The sequence below is a fragment of the Acinetobacter sp. WCHAc010034 genome (genome assembly GCF_001696615.3).
In the GTDB taxonomy this organism is placed as follows: Bacteria; Pseudomonadota; Gammaproteobacteria; order Pseudomonadales; family Moraxellaceae; genus Acinetobacter.
The window spans coordinates 2,947,092-2,961,086 of sequence record NZ_CP032279.1; the positions used below are offsets into that span (position 1 = coordinate 2,947,092).

General features: G+C 52.3%; 13 protein-coding genes, 4 tRNA genes and 1 riboswitch. Of the genes, 4 read left to right on the plus strand and 13 right to left on the minus strand.

Features of this window, described 5'->3' with window-relative positions; all coding sequences use genetic code 11:
* Positions 1-11 precede the first annotated feature (11 nt).
* Positions 12-545, plus strand: coding sequence for an HPP family protein (locus BEN74_RS15775; RefSeq protein ID WP_068912132.1), 534 nt, complete (start codon positions 12-14; stop codon positions 543-545).
* 112 nt (positions 546-657) lie between these two features.
* Here the strand turns inward: BEN74_RS15775 and ribB are convergent, their stop codons facing one another.
* Positions 658-1,317 (minus strand): 3,4-dihydroxy-2-butanone-4-phosphate synthase, encoded by a 660-nt coding sequence (gene ribB / locus BEN74_RS15780; protein WP_068912135.1) that lies wholly within the window; start codon positions 1,315-1,317, stop codon positions 658-660.
* A 102-nt stretch (positions 1,318-1,419) separates the two neighbouring features.
* Positions 1,420-1,578, minus strand: a riboswitch (FMN riboswitch).
* Between the two features lie 167 nt (positions 1,579-1,745).
* On the opposite strand from ribB, the gene BEN74_RS15785 reads away from it, so the two are divergent.
* Positions 1,746-3,542, plus strand: a complete 1,797-nt coding sequence (locus BEN74_RS15785; RefSeq protein ID WP_068912137.1) for a DUF2157 domain-containing protein — start codon at positions 1,746-1,748, stop codon at positions 3,540-3,542.
* Positions 3,539-4,114, plus strand: a complete 576-nt coding sequence (locus BEN74_RS15790) for a GDYXXLXY domain-containing protein (RefSeq protein WP_068912139.1) — start codon at positions 3,539-3,541, stop codon at positions 4,112-4,114. The genes BEN74_RS15785 and BEN74_RS15790 overlap by 4 nt, the downstream gene beginning before the upstream one ends.
* Before the next feature lie 340 nt (positions 4,115-4,454).
* Here the strand turns inward: BEN74_RS15790 and panD are convergent, their stop codons facing one another.
* From panD to BEN74_RS15845, 11 genes are all read right to left on the minus strand, one after another.
* Positions 4,455-4,835 carry an aspartate 1-decarboxylase gene (gene panD / locus BEN74_RS15795; protein WP_068912141.1) on the minus strand — a complete coding sequence of 127 codons (381 nt, stop codon included), beginning with the start codon at positions 4,833-4,835 and terminating at the stop codon, positions 4,455-4,457.
* A 143-nt stretch (positions 4,836-4,978) separates the two neighbouring features.
* Positions 4,979-5,557: an aminoacyl-tRNA hydrolase gene (gene pth, locus BEN74_RS15800; RefSeq protein WP_068912143.1), complete on the minus strand. Its 579-nt coding sequence runs from the start codon at positions 5,555-5,557 to the stop codon at positions 4,979-4,981.
* Between the two features lie 19 nt (positions 5,558-5,576).
* Positions 5,577-5,873, minus strand: a complete 297-nt coding sequence (gene rplY / locus BEN74_RS15805) for a 50S ribosomal protein L25 (RefSeq protein ID WP_068912146.1) — start codon at positions 5,871-5,873, stop codon at positions 5,577-5,579.
* A gap of 100 nt (positions 5,874-5,973) precedes the next feature.
* The gene (locus tag BEN74_RS15810) at positions 5,974-6,927 is read right to left on the minus strand and encodes a ribose-phosphate pyrophosphokinase (protein ID WP_068912148.1); all 954 of its coding nucleotides are present in this window, start codon (positions 6,925-6,927) and stop codon (positions 5,974-5,976) included.
* Between the two features lie 37 nt (positions 6,928-6,964).
* Positions 6,965-7,039 (minus strand) — tRNA-Gln (locus tag BEN74_RS15815).
* Positions 7,040-7,130: 91 nt separating this feature from the next.
* A tRNA-Gln gene (locus BEN74_RS15820) sits at positions 7,131-7,205 on the minus strand.
* A gap of 20 nt (positions 7,206-7,225) precedes the next feature.
* A tRNA-Gln gene (locus BEN74_RS15825) sits at positions 7,226-7,300 on the minus strand.
* Positions 7,301-7,329: 29 nt separating this feature from the next.
* Positions 7,330-7,404, minus strand: a tRNA-Gln gene (locus BEN74_RS15830).
* A 1-nt stretch (position 7,405) separates the two neighbouring features.
* Positions 7,406-8,233: a 4-(cytidine 5'-diphospho)-2-C-methyl-D-erythritol kinase gene (ispE, locus tag BEN74_RS15835; protein WP_068912058.1), complete on the minus strand. Its 828-nt coding sequence runs from the start codon at positions 8,231-8,233 to the stop codon at positions 7,406-7,408.
* Positions 8,234-8,245: 12 nt separating this feature from the next.
* On the minus strand, positions 8,246-8,827 hold the full coding sequence (gene lolB, locus BEN74_RS15840; protein ID WP_068912055.1) for a lipoprotein insertase outer membrane protein LolB: 582 nt from the start codon (positions 8,825-8,827) through the stop codon (positions 8,246-8,248).
* 9 nt (positions 8,828-8,836) lie between these two features.
* Positions 8,837-10,549 carry a tetratricopeptide repeat protein gene (locus BEN74_RS15845; RefSeq protein ID WP_068912060.1) on the minus strand — a complete coding sequence of 571 codons (1,713 nt, stop codon included), beginning with the start codon at positions 10,547-10,549 and terminating at the stop codon, positions 8,837-8,839.
* A gap of 78 nt (positions 10,550-10,627) precedes the next feature.
* On the opposite strand from BEN74_RS15845, the gene hemA reads away from it, so the two are divergent.
* On the plus strand, positions 10,628-11,911 hold the full coding sequence (gene hemA / locus BEN74_RS15850; RefSeq protein ID WP_068912053.1) for a glutamyl-tRNA reductase: 1,284 nt from the start codon (positions 10,628-10,630) through the stop codon (positions 11,909-11,911).
* Between the two features lie 73 nt (positions 11,912-11,984).
* On the opposite strand, the gene BEN74_RS15855 is transcribed toward hemA, so the two are convergent.
* Entirely contained in the window at positions 11,985-13,910 is a 1,926-nt protein-coding gene (locus BEN74_RS15855; RefSeq protein ID WP_068912050.1) for a DNA primase, read from the minus strand.
* Positions 13,911-13,995 lie beyond the last annotated feature (85 nt).

The following is a 13,995-nucleotide window of genomic DNA, read 5'->3' on the forward strand; positions in this document are numbered from 1 at the left end:
GGGAATGCGGGATGCTTTTATTTCAGGGCCGGGGAAAACCGGCGCAGCGGCCGGCGGCTGCCGATCTGCTGCGCGGCTTAATCGGAGGCGGCCTCAGTGTGTACATGCTGCTGGCGCTCACGGAATATTCCGGGCATATGTGGATTATGGCGCCGTTTGGCGCGAGCTGCGTGCTGCTGTATGCCGCCCCGCAGTCGCCGCTGGCGCAGCCGCGGAACATTATTCTGGGGCATCTGATTTCGGCATTTGTGGGCCTGTGCTTTGCGCACTGGCTGCCAGTCAATATGTTCAGCATCTCGCTGGCTACTGGGCTGGCCATTGCCTGCATGCAGTTTTTAGGCTGCGTGCATCCGCCGGCCGGCGCAAATCCGCTGCTGATTCTGCTGACGGCGCAAACCGCGCAGTATGGCTGGAGCTTTCTGCTGTTTCCGGTCTTGGCGGGCGCAGTGAGCCTGGTTGCGGCGGCTTATGCGGTCAATCATCTGGCGCTTTTGGCGCAGCGTCTGGCACTTTTCTTGGTTCGGCTGAAGGCGGAAAAAGGCTGAGGGCCTCGCAGGCGGGGCTAATCTGATGCTATTGCTGTTCTGCAGGCTGATCAAAAAATCCCAGCTAGGCTGCGCTGCTGGGATTGCGGATCTTAAAGGCTGTGTGCCGCTGTTAAAGCTTGTGCGCTAAGCGGTACTGCACAATTTCGTCGATGCTGATCAGCGTTAAATGATGGGTTTGGGCATAGGCTAACACTTGAATGCCGGATGCCATGGTGCCGTCGGAATTGGTGAGCTCGCACAGCACGCCGGCAGGCTTCAGTCCGGCCAGCCGTGCTAAGTCGGTGCTGCCTTCGGTATGGCCGCGCCGGGTCAGCACGCCGCCGCTGCGTGCGCGCAGAGGGAAGACGTGGCCGGGGCGGTTTAAATCGCCGGGCATTGCGCCGTCTTTAATGGCGGCGTGAATGGTGGTGGTGCGGTCTTTTGCGGAAACCCCGGTGGTGACGCCCTCAGCAGCCTCAATGGTCACGGTAAAGGCGGTTTTGAACTGGCTGGAGTTGTCATCCACCATAGGCGGCAGCTGCAGATGGTTCGACAGCTCATCGGTCAGGCACAGGCAGACAATGCCTGAACCGTCGCGGATCATGCGGGCCATGGTTTCTACAGTCAGAGTTTCAGCAGCTACAATCAGGTCGGCTTCATTTTCTCGGTCAAAATCATCCATGACCAGAACAGGCTTGCCTTGGCGCAGGTCTTCCAGCGCCTGCTGAATGCGCTGCTCAAAAGGGGGAAGTGCAGAAAAGAAAATTTCGGGTTGAATTAAACTGGACATTGAAACGCTCGCGTAAATTTAAAGTACGGTTGAACATTTCAGGACATTGAAAAATAGGCGCAGCAAATCAACTGCAGCGCAGGCTGCAATTGAGCTTGATTACGTCGTCTTCTTTCATCCGGACTATACCGTCGGCTTTGGATTTGCACCAAATCTGCGAAGCGCTGCTGGCAGCGCAAGGCTCGTGGGCTGATTCAGTCAGGAATGAATTCATGCTGAACTTACCACCGGTGGGGAATTGCGCCCCGCCCTGAAGCGATGTGCAGCCATTATAGACCTGTTTGGCGCGCAAAAGGGGGATTTTGACCGGTGAGTAAACGCAGAATTTAATATAAGCAAAAGAGTTATTTTGATTTGTAAGCATTTTTTTGAAATGCGGAAAAGCGTGCTATGTTTGCTTAAGCATCAGGCGCTGTTAAAACATAAAAATGAACCCATTTGAAATGAAGCCGAAAAACCAGTTTTCTCCTGTTTTATTTACTTATCCCTCAGTCATTCAGCATTTGCATGTGATTGGGCTGGCGCTCATTGCAGTCAGCGTACTGTATCTGATTGCCGCCAATTGGCTGATGCTGCCGAAAATCATTCAGCTGCTGATTCCGCAAATTTTCCTGCTTATTTCCGCATCGGCCAGCGTGTGGCTGCTGGCATCGAATGATGCTGTCCGCCAGGCATTGGATGGCATTTCAGGACTAATGCTCGGCTTAAGCATGGCGGTGATCGGGCAGGTCTATCAAACCGGCGCAGACAGCTATCTGCTGTTTCTGGTCTGGGCGCTGCTGCTGCTGCCTTGGCTGTACCGCCCGAATATCGGCGTTTTTGCGCTGTTCTGTGTCGTGAGCCAGTTCGCACTCTTAATGTTTTTCAAGCAAAGCTTCTGGATGAACCAGGAGCTGAGCGTTTATCTGCTCTGCCTCAGCATCTGGACAGGGCTGTGCTTTATTGCCTGCATTAAGCGGTATTTCAGCTTGCGCTATCTGTTTAGCGCTTTTGCGGCGGGAATGTCTCTGCTGAGCATGTTCAAATATTGTGAAGATTATGCATGGGCTTACCTTGCGCTGTCGATGCTGCTGCCGATGGCTTTCAGCCTTTATTTCTACCTGCAGCGCATGGCTTTGGAAACCAGCCTGCAGGTGGCGGGGCTGGCGGCCAGTTTCAGCATCCTGATTTTTCAGCTCACGGAAGATGCCTTGCCGGATTCCGCTGCCGGCTTGCTGGTGCTGGCGGCGCTGATTTTTGCATGGTTTGCCGGAATCAGCGCGGTGCTGATGAAAATGCTGCCGAAAACCAAGTTCGCCGCCATTCCTTTGGCCTTGGGCGCATGGTTCGCCGGGATTATCCTGTCTTCTTTGCTGCTGACTTACTGGAAGGTTTTTTCCATTGCTGCGGGGCTGGCCTTTATTGCGGCGGCTTGGCTGGTGATCCGCCGCACATCCAGCGTGTTTTTGCGCCAGCTGGCATACTGCCTTTGGATTTGCGGCCAGGCTGCGGTGCTGGCGCATACTGAACTGCTGACCGGCAATACAGCCTTGATCTGCCTGATTCAGTTTTTCTTTGCGGCGCTGTGCATATTCAGCCGCATGCACTGGCTGATTGTGCTACTGCAGCTGGCGGTGCTGTACGGCTTAGGCCTTGCGGCCCTGCTGGATGCAGTAGGCTACGGCAATCAAGCATCTCTGCGTTTTTATATCATTTCACTGAATTACGCGCTTCTGACCCTGCTGCTGTGCAGCGCGCCGCTGTGGCTGAAATCGGCTTACCGCGCAAGTTTCAGCTTATGGATTCTGCTGATTCTGGCTGCAGCTGCCGTGCTGCAGCTGGCGCTTCATTCAGGTTCTCCGGCGGATGCGCCGCCAAGCCTGTGGGCGAATTATCTGCTGCCGGGCATATGGCTGCTGAGTTTCTGCCTTATTCACCGTACAGCCTTGCTGCAGCCTCAGCTGTGGGCCATCCCTGCGCTCGCCGCGGCTTTGATGCTGTTCGGTTATTTTGAGATCTTCATTCTGCTGGCGCTTCTGGCCTGGTCGGTGGCCTATCAGCAGCGCCTGGTTCAGGCGCTGTCGGTGCTGCTGCTGGTCTTTTGGCTGTGGCTGCTGTATTACAGCCTGGGCGTCAGCTTCCTGATGAAAAGCCTGAGCATTTTTCTGTCGGGGCTTGCTGTTCTGCTGCTTGCGCATCTGCTCGCTCAGAACAGCAGGACAGCAGTTCAGGGAGGCGCAGCATGAAAAAGATGATTCCGCTTTATCTTGCGCTGTTCAGTATTGCATTGTTCCTGGGAATGATTGCGCGCCATGAGTGGCGCCTTGCGCACAGTGACAGTATTTTTGTCAGGCTGATGCCGGCCGATCCGCGCTCGCTGCTGCAGGGCGACTATATGGCGCTGAATTATCAGCTGTATTTTAGCGGCTTAGCGCCGCAGGATGATTCATCTCCGGCCCGCAGTTCTGCAGAGGTGGCGGCTGAAGATTTCAAGAATAAGCCGCAGGTGCTTGCTTATGTGCAGCTTGATGGGCAGCGCCGCGTAATAAAAACCGGCTTTGATGAAAAAATTCTGGCAGCCTATCCGGCTTCTTCTGCAAAATTGATCTTAAAAAATCCAAACAACAGCTTTGAAAGCCTGTATCCGGCAGCTGACAGCTTCTTGTTTGCGGAAGGGCTTGAGCCGTGCTACCGCAATGCGCGTTTTGCTAAGTTGAAGGTGCAGGCAAATGGCCAGCCGCTTTTGGCTGGACTGGCGGACGAAAATTTAAAAGCGCTAAACTGCGAACAGCGCGGTGAATGGTGGCAGGGCAGCTGAAGGGCCTGATTTCGAGCCATAAAAAAGCCCGCAATATTGCTAATGCTGACAAAAATACAAGCTATGCAATTGTTTTTTTAAGCAGCATTTAATTCACAATGGAAATTCCCTCTCCTTTTTAAGGAGAGGGCTAGGGTGAGGATTTTATTAAAAAAATTCCCTCAGCCTAACCTTCTCCCAAAGGGAGAAGGAACTTTTCAATATTAATTTTTTTGCCAATAAATGATCATTTATTGATTTATGAAATAGATCTATTTGAATGACTCTAGAATTTAAAAAGCCAGTCAGTTTTTAACTGACTGGCTTTACGCAATATTGCGGGCTTTTGAATCTTTGCTGTTTATGCCACTTGAACCGGAATGCAGTTCGCCGTGTGGTTGACAGTATTGTTCGGGTTGGCATACACCAGGCGGGGCTTGTGCGCATTGGCTTCGGCTTGAGTGAAATCGCCAAAGGTTGCAATAATCACTAAGTCGCCGACATCCGCTTGATGGGCTGCGCCGCCATTGACTGAAATGATGCCTGAGTTGTCTTCGCCGCGAATTGCGTAGGTAGCGAAACGCTTACCGTTGGTCACGTTCCAAACGTGAATTTCTTCGTATTCACGAATGCCAGCCAAATCCATGAGCACGCCATCAATGGCACATGAACCTTCATAATGAAGTTCTGCATGTGTTACAACAGCACGGTGGATTTTGCATTTTAATAAACGAGATAGCATGGCTAGCGTCTCCTTGGTGGACCGAAGATTGTTATCTTATGGTTGGAACAATCAGCCGAAACGGGTAGGCATCAGGCTGCATGCGCATTTTGCGCTGAAAAAGGCATCATGGCAAGCAGCATTGTCAATAATCTGTAGAATTATCAGTTTGGCTTGTAAGCATTGATTTGATTCATGGCTTGCTGTATGTCGCCGTTTGCCAGCAGCTTAATGCGTGACAAAGCATGCGCAATCGCGTCATCCATCAGGTTCTGTTCGCTGCTTGGCGCTTTGCTTAAGACATGGCCGGATACGCGCTCTTTGGCGCCGGGGTGGCCAATGCCAATCCGCAAGCGGTGAAAATTCGGGCCGATATGGGGAACAATGTCTTTTAAACCGTTATGGCCGCCGTGGCCGCCGGTTTTCAGGCGGATCACGCCCGGATTCATATCCAGTTCGTCATGCGCAATGAGCATTGCTTCGGGAGCAATATTGTAGAATTTTGCGAAGGGGACAACACTTTTGCCGGAAAGGTTCATAAACGTTGAAGGCAGCAGCAGGCGGATGTCTTGGCCTTCTATTTTTCCGCGGCCGCTGATTCCATTGAATTTCGGATCAGCTTTGAGGGAAATGCCATACTGTTCTGCAAGGCGTTCTACAAACCAGAAGCCTGCATTATGGCGGGTTTGGGCATACTCTTTTCCAGGGTTGCCCAAACCGACAATCAGTGAAATATTTGACACTAATTTACACCGTTAACACTTATGCGCGTTTGAAGTCAGCGTGCATTGGCGTGTTTTTAGCAGGGTGGCGCTGCAAAGCCTGGATTTTTACGCTTTCAACTTTGTCGCCAATTTTGATTTCAACAACTTCTTCAAAGAAAGCATTGTTTTCTAAAGCTTTAACCAGCTCGCGAAGTTCCAGGGTAACAGCTACAGGTTCAGCTGCGCCACCGTAGATGATCGCTGGAACTTTAGCTTGAAGACGAAGGCGGCGGCTCGAACCTTTCCCTTGTACTGCTTCTTCACGCGCTGCTGCATTTAATACGAAGTTTGCCATGACAGACATCCTTTACTTGAGTTTAATTAAACTGAACCTTCGACCAGTTCAGTGATAGAAAGCCCCGCTAAAGGGCGGGGCTTTGAAATTCAGCGCTATATTATAGATAAGAATCAAACATTGCGCTAATAGATTCTTCGTTGTTAATACGACGAATTGTTTCAGCTACCATGCTGGCGACTGAAACCTGGCGAATCTTGCCAAGAGCTTTTGCCTCATCTGAAAGAGGAATTGTGTCGGTAACAACTAATTCATCAATCACAGAGTTTTTCAAATTCTCGATAGCTTTACCGGAAAGCACAGGGTGAGTCGCGTATGCAACCACACGGCGCGCGCCGAAAGTTTTCAGCGCGTCAGCAGCTTTGCACAGTGTACCGGCTGTATCCACCATGTCATCTACGATAACGCAGTCACGGCCTTTCACGTCGCCAATCAAGTGCATGACTTGCGATTCATTGGCTTTTTGACGGCGCTTGTCGATGATTGCAAGGTCGATATCGCCCATCTGCTTGGCAACAGCGCGGGCACGGACTACACCGCCGACGTCAGGAGAAACAACCATTAGGTTGTCATGCGACTGCTGGCGGAGGTCAGCCAGCAGCGCCGGCGTGCCGTAGATGTTGTCTACAGGGATATCGAAGAAACCTTGGATCTGGTCTGCATGCAGGTCGATCATGACGACGCGGTCAATCCCGACAGTTGTCAGCATGTCAGCAACAACTTTTGCGGTAATCGGCACACGGCTTGAACGCGGGCGGCGGTCTTGGCGGGCATAACCGAAGTAAGGAATAACAGCGGTAATGCGGCCGGCGCTTGCACGGCGCAAAGCATCTGCCATAACTAAGATTTCCATCAGGTTATCGTTAGTTGGGGCACAAGTTGGCTGTACAACAAATACGTCTTTGCCACGCACGTTTTCAGTGATTTCTACAGCAATTTCACCATCAGAAAAGGTGGAAACGGCAGCAGCACCTAAAGGAATGTGCAAATGGCTTACGACTTTTTGAGCGAATTGTGGATGCGCGGTTCCACTAAAAACGACAAGATTGGGCATGAAGCACCCTTGGCGGTTGATATGTATGGAAAATAGATGGCAGGGGCGGCTGGATTCGAACCAACGGATGCCGAGATCAAAACCCGGTGCCTTACCACTTGGCGACGCCCCTAATGCGGCAGAACTTTAATATTTTTGAGCCGTTTTGTCAAGGTAATTTAACAGGCGGACTGCAAAAGAATATTCTGTCTTTTTTGAGAAAATGGCAGGGGCGGCTGGATTCGAACCAACGGATGCCGAGATCAAAACCCGGTGCCTTACCACTTGGCGACGCCCCTAAATTTGATGCTGTATTAAATGGCAGGGGCGGCTGGATTCGAACCAACGGATGCCGAGATCAAAACCCGGTGCCTTACCACTTGGCGACGCCCCTTTAATACAAACATCTACAGGTGAATTTAATGGCAGGGGCGGCTGGATTCGAACCAACGGATGCCGAGATCAAAACCCGGTGCCTTACCACTTGGCGACGCCCCTATCAGACTTTGAACTGAAGCAATGGAGATTCCTGCAAACTGTTCACCAGGTAAGATTTACATGGCGCGTTATTCAGAATGTCATTTACATTCATTTCTTCAGTCACTTCAGTAAAAACACAGGCACCTGTACCTGTAAGCTTTGCTGTACTGAACTGATCTAAGTACCGCATCGCTTCATCCACTTCAGGATATAAGCTTCTTGCCAGAGGCTCAAAGTTATTTCTGAAATCAGACGGCGTTTGCTGATAGGCGCAGAATTTAGAGCTCTTCTCGTTTCTTGTCAACGTTTTTTGTGAAAAAAGCAGTTGAGTGCTGATAAAACAGTCAGGTTTCAGCACAATGTACTGTTTTTGATCTAAGTCTATGAATGTTAACTGTTCACCGATGCCTTCCGCCCATGCATTGCGGCCATGCACAAAAATCGGCACATCTGCGCCTAGCTTCAGGCCCAGGCCAGCCAGCTGCTCAATGCTTAAGCTGCACTGCCAAAGCTGATTCAGCACAATCAGGGCCGTGGCGGCATTCGATGAGCCGCCGCCGAGGCCTGCGCCCATTGGAATGTTTTTTTCAATGCGGATATTCAGGCCAGTGGGCTTTTGCGCAAAAGGCCGCAGCAGCTGCGCCGCACGGTAGATTAAATTCTGCTCCAGATCCACACTGCTTAAGCCGTTGATGCGGATTGCAGCGGAATCTGCCGGGCTGAATTCAAGCCAGTCGTACAGATCAATCAGCTGAAAGATGCTTTGCAGCTCATGGTAGCCGTCCTGGCGGCGGCCGGTGATATGCAGGAACAGGTTAAGCTTGGCTGGGGAGGGGACTCGGATCATGGCAATACGGAACTAGCGGTTTTGAATGAGCATTGTAATACGGTTTTCTTTTCCTGTTTCAAGCGCCTGCTTCAGGATCAGCTTATTCGGCAGCGCGGTTTCGCCGTCATAGCTGAAATCGACCGTCCAGCCGTCTTCAAGAATCTGCGCTGGGCGCCCGCTGCCGTCTTTATTGACCTGCGCCTGCAGGGTGGCAGGCTTGGCCTGAACCCATTTGGTCAGGTGGGTAATCGGCGCTTGCCAGCCTGTCGCGCGCTCCAGCAGCTCTTCAGGCGTGGCTGCGGTGATTAAGCCGGTTTTGGCGCTGTTCAGCGTGACTTCGCCGGGCTTGCCGCTGATCTGGGTTTTGCCTGCGCCTAAAATGCCGCTGAGTTCAATGTCAAATTCATCCTGCTGCTGCGCCCAGGTAAAAAAAGCGCTGCCGGACTGCTGCGGGGTGCGCACGCCGATTTTGCCCTGCAGGCTGAACTGGTCCGGCGCTTCAAGAATTGAGGCGCTGGCCGCCGGCTGCGGCTTGACATAGGGCTGGCAGCCCGCTAAAGCCAGAATGCTGACGGCCATAAGCGGCAGGCTGCGTTTTGAAATCATGCGCATAGGGTAGATTTAACTCTTTTTGAATTGCTGGGGTAACAATAGCGTACTCAATTGCTCTAATTGAGGATCATTCGGATGTTTTTGTTTGAGTTGTTGTAACACGCGGCTGAATTCTGCAAGATTGCCCTGCATGTAGATGGAGCGCGCATAGCGCACGCCGATTTTCAGGCTGCCGCTGAGTTCATAGGCTTTTTTCAGCACCCGCGCAGCGGTGGAAAAGTCATTCTGCAGAAAGCAGATATAGCCCAGCGTATCCAGAATCGAAGCCTGTTCGGGCGCGTATTCCAGCGCGTGCTCCACATATTTGCGCGCTTCATCCAGCCTGCGGTTCTGCAGCGCCAGCGTATAGGCGTAGGCGTTCAGGTAGGTGGGGCTGTTCGGCTCAATCGCCAGAAGGCTTTTCAGCAGCCTGTCGAGCTTGTCGCGCTCCTGATAGGGGTCAAGCAGCAGCACTTCGGCATAAATCAGTTCCGGGTCATCCGGCAGGTTCTTCACCGCTTCATCCAGCAGGCGCACGGCGGCTTTTTTATTGTCCATGCGCTTTAAAATATCGGCCTGCGCCAGATACAGGAAACTGGCGTGCTGCGGATAATTCACCCGTTCCTGAGTTAAAAAGCGCAGGGCGTCATTGAGCTTGTCCTGCTGGGCAAAAATGCTGACCATATTGCGCCGCGAAACCGTATACAGGCTGCCGTCCACCAGGCGGTAATAGGCCTTGGCGGTTTCAAAATGCTGCTTGCGCTCGGCATTCACCGCCAGATAGTAATAGGCCTCATTCTGATATTGCGCAGAGTAGCGCAGCTCAACTAAATATTTTTCCGCCTTTTCATACTGCTCCAAGTCAATGCTGGTCAGCCCGGCAATAAACAGCGCTTCTTCGGCTTTCGGCCATTTTTTTAAAATGTCTTCCAGTTTTTGCAGCGCTAGCTCAGACTCATTGATTTTAATCAAATATTTAACTTCGGCTAAGCGCACTTCCTGACTGCTGCGGTGCTTTTTGCTGGATTTTTCATACCATTTTCGGGTTTCTTCATCATTGCCTAAAGCCGTCAGCAGGTTGGCTTTCATGAGGATATAGCCGGTTGATTTCGGGCGTTTTTTCAAGGCCTGATTGATGGTGTCCAGCGCTTCATGCAGCTGCCCGTTCTGCGCTTCAAGGCCGGCAATCAGCACGAGAATGGACGGATTGCGGCCTTCTTTGCTGGCGCGCAGCGCACGGATCAGGAAATCGCGGTCATCTGCGGATTCCGGCGCAATTCCGGCCAGAATCTGCTCCAAATCTGCATTCGGGTCAATATTTAAAATTTTATCCAGCGTTTCAGCCGCCGAATCATATTCATGCGCTTTCAGCGCGATATGCGAAAGGTAAAACAGCGCCGGGACATCTTCCGGCTCCTGCGCCACCCAGTGTGTGGCAATGTCCAAAGCGGCCTGCAGATCGTTCTGTTCAATGGCGACATTCAGCGCGCGCTGCTTCACTGCGGTGGAATTGCTTTTAATGGCGAGCACGGTATAGTTGTGCAGGGCTGTTGGAATGTCTTGGTAAGCCAGCGCAAACTCTGCGATCATGCTCTGTTTTATGGCATCATAATTTGAATTTGCATGGTAAACTTCTCCAAATGCCCGAACTGGGGCACTGGAAGCCATGCTACCGACCAGCAAGAATGTGGTAGAATACTGCTTGATTGTCGCGCCGCTGAGCCGGCTATTTGTTTGACGCAATTTTTCTTGATCCAAGTAATGCTTTTTATGACACCGATGTTGCACAATAGCATAAATTTAGCGAAATGATGATCTGATATGTCTTTCTTTGCATTGGGTGTCAACCATCAAACCGCCTCTGTAGAATTGCGCGAGCAAATTGCATTTAACCCTGAAAAGTTAAGCGCCCTGCTTGCGCAGCAAAGCCGTGCTGCCTGTCTGAATGACATGGTGGTGGTGTCTACCTGCAACCGGACTGAAGTCTATGCCATGTCTGACAATGCAGATATGGTATTGAATTGGCTCGCTCAGGCCAATCATCTTGATGTTAAGCAATTGTCAAATCATGTCTACCGCTATGAAAATGCGCAGGCAGTGACGCACCTGATGCGCGTTGCCAGCGGCCTGGATTCTTTGATGCTGGGCGAACCGCAGATTTTAGGGCAGGTGAAAACCGCGCTGTCCTTAGCCAAAGATGCTGCAACCGTTTCGCCGGATTTAAACCGGATTTTTGAATATGCCTTCTACGCTGCCAAGCGGGTGCGCTCAGAAACTGCCGTGGGCAGCCATGCTGTGTCTATGGGCTATGCCGTCGCGCAGCTGGCGCTGCAGGTATTCAGCAAGCCGGAGCAGCTGACCGTGCTGATTGCCGCGGCCGGCGAAATGAACAGCCTGGTGGCGAAGCATTTGGCGGAAATGGGCGTGGGAAAAATCATCATCTGCAACCGCACCCGCAGCCGCGCGGAAGCGCTGGCGCAGGAAATTGCCCACCGCGTGGATGTGGAAATTATTGAATTCGATGATCTGGCGGACAATCTGCACCGCGCCGATGTGATTTCCAGCTGCACCGGCAGCCTGCATCAGGTGATTTATTTCAAAGATGTCAAAGCAGCCTTAAAAAAACGTAAATATAAGCAGATGCTGCTGGTGGATTTGGCCGTGCCGCGCGATATTGAAGCCAGGGTGGAAACGCTGGACGGTGTGTATTTATACGGCGTGGATGACCTGCAGAGCGTGATTGATGAAAACTTGGCGCAGCGCCGCCAGGCTGCGGTTGAAGCGGAAGTGATGGTGAATCAGCTGGCTACCGAGCTGGTGACCCAGCAGAAAGTCAATTCGGCCGGTTCAACCATTCATGCTTACCGTGAGCACGGCGAAAGCTTAAGGCAGGAAGAGCTGGCACTGGCTCTGCAGCGCCTGCAGAAAGGCGCATCTGCAGAGCAGGTGCTGCGGGAATTTTCCTACCGGCTAGCCAATAAGCTGCTGCATCCAGCCTCAATTGCGCTGCGCCACGCAGCTACTGCGGAAGATCCGTCCTATTTTGAGATGATGGGGCAGGATTTAGCCGAAACGGCAGCCAAGCGCCGCCGGCCGAAAAAATAAGCTTGAAAGAAGGCTATTCCAGCCGTCCTGAACAGGATTAGGGCGCCTGGCCTGTGAAGGCGGGGCGCTCTTTTTAGTCTTCCAGCAGGGTCAGCGACCTTTTTTTGCCAATTTCATAAATTTTCTGCTTCAGGTTGCGCATTTCGGCAAGGCTGGAAAATTTCTTGGATTTAAGCTTCTGCTGCAGGCATTCATACTGCAGCTTGGTCGAAAGGTCGGCTGCCAGCTTGTCCGCCTGTTCCGGCGACGAGGTATAGTCGCTGATATTGGCGTGCTCTAAAATATTCTGCAGTTCATGATGATAGGCTGCACATGCGCCCAGCGCATAATAGGATGACAGCTCTGGATCATCCGGCAGGTCATCAAAAATAATATTGAAGATATTCAGAATATGGAACAGCAGCAGGTCCTGCGGGATCAGCGCGCGCAGCGGCTCAAAATGAATGTATAAATACGGATGATTGATCAGAATCGCAATCACATATTCTTCGGCGTCAATTTTTGTGCTGAAGCTTAAGGAGGCGTCATTGTTGACCTGCGGCTGCCATTTGCGGCTGAAGCCGAGCTTTTCGCGGAAATACTGCTGCAGCAGGTAGCGGTAAGAGCCTGTTTTAGGCAGCAGCTCGGTCAGCTGGCGCAGTTCGCCCATGACCTGGCTTTTGCCTTCCGGCGAGGCGGGGTCATAGCTCTGGGTTAAATGCGCAAAGACAAATTCGGACAGCAGCGGCGCAGTGTCCAGCAGGCGCCGGAAGTTTTCAATGCCTTCGCGCCGGATCAGCGAATCCGGATCGTGCTCATTCGGCAGCACAAAGAATTTCAGCTCACGGCCGTCATTCAGCAGCGGCAGGGCAATTTCCAGCGTGCGCCGGGCGGCTTTCTGGCCGGCGGCGTCGCCGTCAAAGGCAATGGTAATGCGGCTGTTCTGCTTGAACAGAATATTCAGATGCTCGGTATTGCTGGCCGTGCCTAAAGTCGCCACCGCGCCGGCAATGCCGTACTGCTGCAGCGCAATCACGTCCATATAGCCTTCCACCATCAGCCAGTCCTGGGCTTTCTGCTTGCGGCCTTCGTACAGGCCGTACAGAAGCTGGTTTTTATGGAAGACTTCAGAATCCGGCGAGTTGATGTATTTCGGCTTGATTTCATCGTTTAGCGCGCGGCCGCCGAAGCCGACTACGCGGCCTTTGGCGTCGCGGATCGGGAAAATCACCCGGTCGCGCAGCAGGTCAAAGTCGCGTCCGCTGTCGCTGGTGCGGATCAGGCCCAGCAGCTTCAGGCCTTCAATATCCTGCGGAAAGGCTTTTTCCAGATGCTGCCAGTCTTCCGGCGCATAGCCTAAGCGCCAATAGGCAATGGTTTCGCGGGACAGGCCGCGCTGCCGGAAATATTTCTGCGCGTTCTGGCTGTGCGGCAGCTGGCGCTCATAGAACTGGGCGATATTTTCCAGCAGGTCATACAGGTTGCCGTCCGGCGCGGCTTCTTCAAATGCCGGCGGCTGGCTGAATGCGGCGAAAGGATCATGGCCGTAAAAGGCGTCATCCTGCGCCTGAAACTCTGCAAAAGGGTCATGCTCAAATGCCGGGGCAGGGCTGTGGCCGGCAGCATCCGCAGCTTTCTGTGCAGGCTGCGCCGGCGGCTGTGCCTGAGCAGGCGCTTTGGGCTTTGGCGCTTCGCGCTTGTATTTCAGCTTATTCGAATCATGATTGTCTTTCGGCAGTTCAATGCCGGTCTGGCTGGACAGGTCTTTCATCACTTCAATGAAATTGCGGCTGCCGATATCCATTAAAAAGCGGATGGCGTTGCCGTTGGCCTGACAGCCGAAGCAGTGGAAATACTGCTTATCGCGGTAGACGTGAAAAGATGGCGATTTTTCCTGATGGAACGGGCAGCAGCCTGAATAGGTGCGCCCGGTCTTTTTTAATTTCACAAATTGACCAATCACATCGACAATGTCGGTGCGGTCCAGAATCTGGTCAATGGTGTGCTGAGGAATCGCCATGCTGTTTTGTCGGGGTAATCCAGTCGTCTAAAAGAGGATGCAGCAGCGTGAAAGCTGAACGCCTGCATCTATGCTGAGCATTAAT

Excerpts from the sequence above, each read along its gene's own strand:
- BEN74_RS15775 (WP_068912132.1), top strand. The coding sequence starts at position 12 with ATGCTTTTATTTCAGGGCCGGGGAAAACCGGCGCAGCGGCCGGCGGCT.
- ribB (WP_068912135.1), bottom strand. The coding sequence starts at position 1,317 with ATGTCCAGTTTAATTCAACCCGAAATTTTCTTTTCTGCACTTCCCCCT.
- BEN74_RS15785 (WP_068912137.1), top strand. The coding sequence starts at position 1,746 with ATGAACCCATTTGAAATGAAGCCGAAAAACCAGTTTTCTCCTGTTTTA.
- BEN74_RS15790 (WP_068912139.1), top strand. The coding sequence starts at position 3,539 with ATGAAAAAGATGATTCCGCTTTATCTTGCGCTGTTCAGTATTGCATTG.
- panD (WP_068912141.1), bottom strand. The coding sequence starts at position 4,835 with ATGCTATCTCGTTTATTAAAATGCAAAATCCACCGTGCTGTTGTAACA.
- rplY (WP_068912146.1), bottom strand. The coding sequence starts at position 5,873 with ATGGCAAACTTCGTATTAAATGCAGCAGCGCGTGAAGAAGCAGTACAA.
- BEN74_RS15810 (WP_068912148.1), bottom strand. The coding sequence starts at position 6,927 with ATGCCCAATCTTGTCGTTTTTAGTGGAACCGCGCATCCACAATTCGCT.
- ispE (WP_068912058.1), bottom strand. The coding sequence starts at position 8,233 with ATGATCCGAGTCCCCTCCCCAGCCAAGCTTAACCTGTTCCTGCATATC.
- lolB (WP_068912055.1), bottom strand. The coding sequence starts at position 8,827 with ATGCGCATGATTTCAAAACGCAGCCTGCCGCTTATGGCCGTCAGCATT.
- hemA (WP_068912053.1), top strand. The coding sequence starts at position 10,628 with ATGTCTTTCTTTGCATTGGGTGTCAACCATCAAACCGCCTCTGTAGAA.
- BEN74_RS15855 (WP_068912050.1), bottom strand. The coding sequence starts at position 13,910 with ATGGCGATTCCTCAGCACACCATTGACCAGATTCTGGACCGCACCGAC.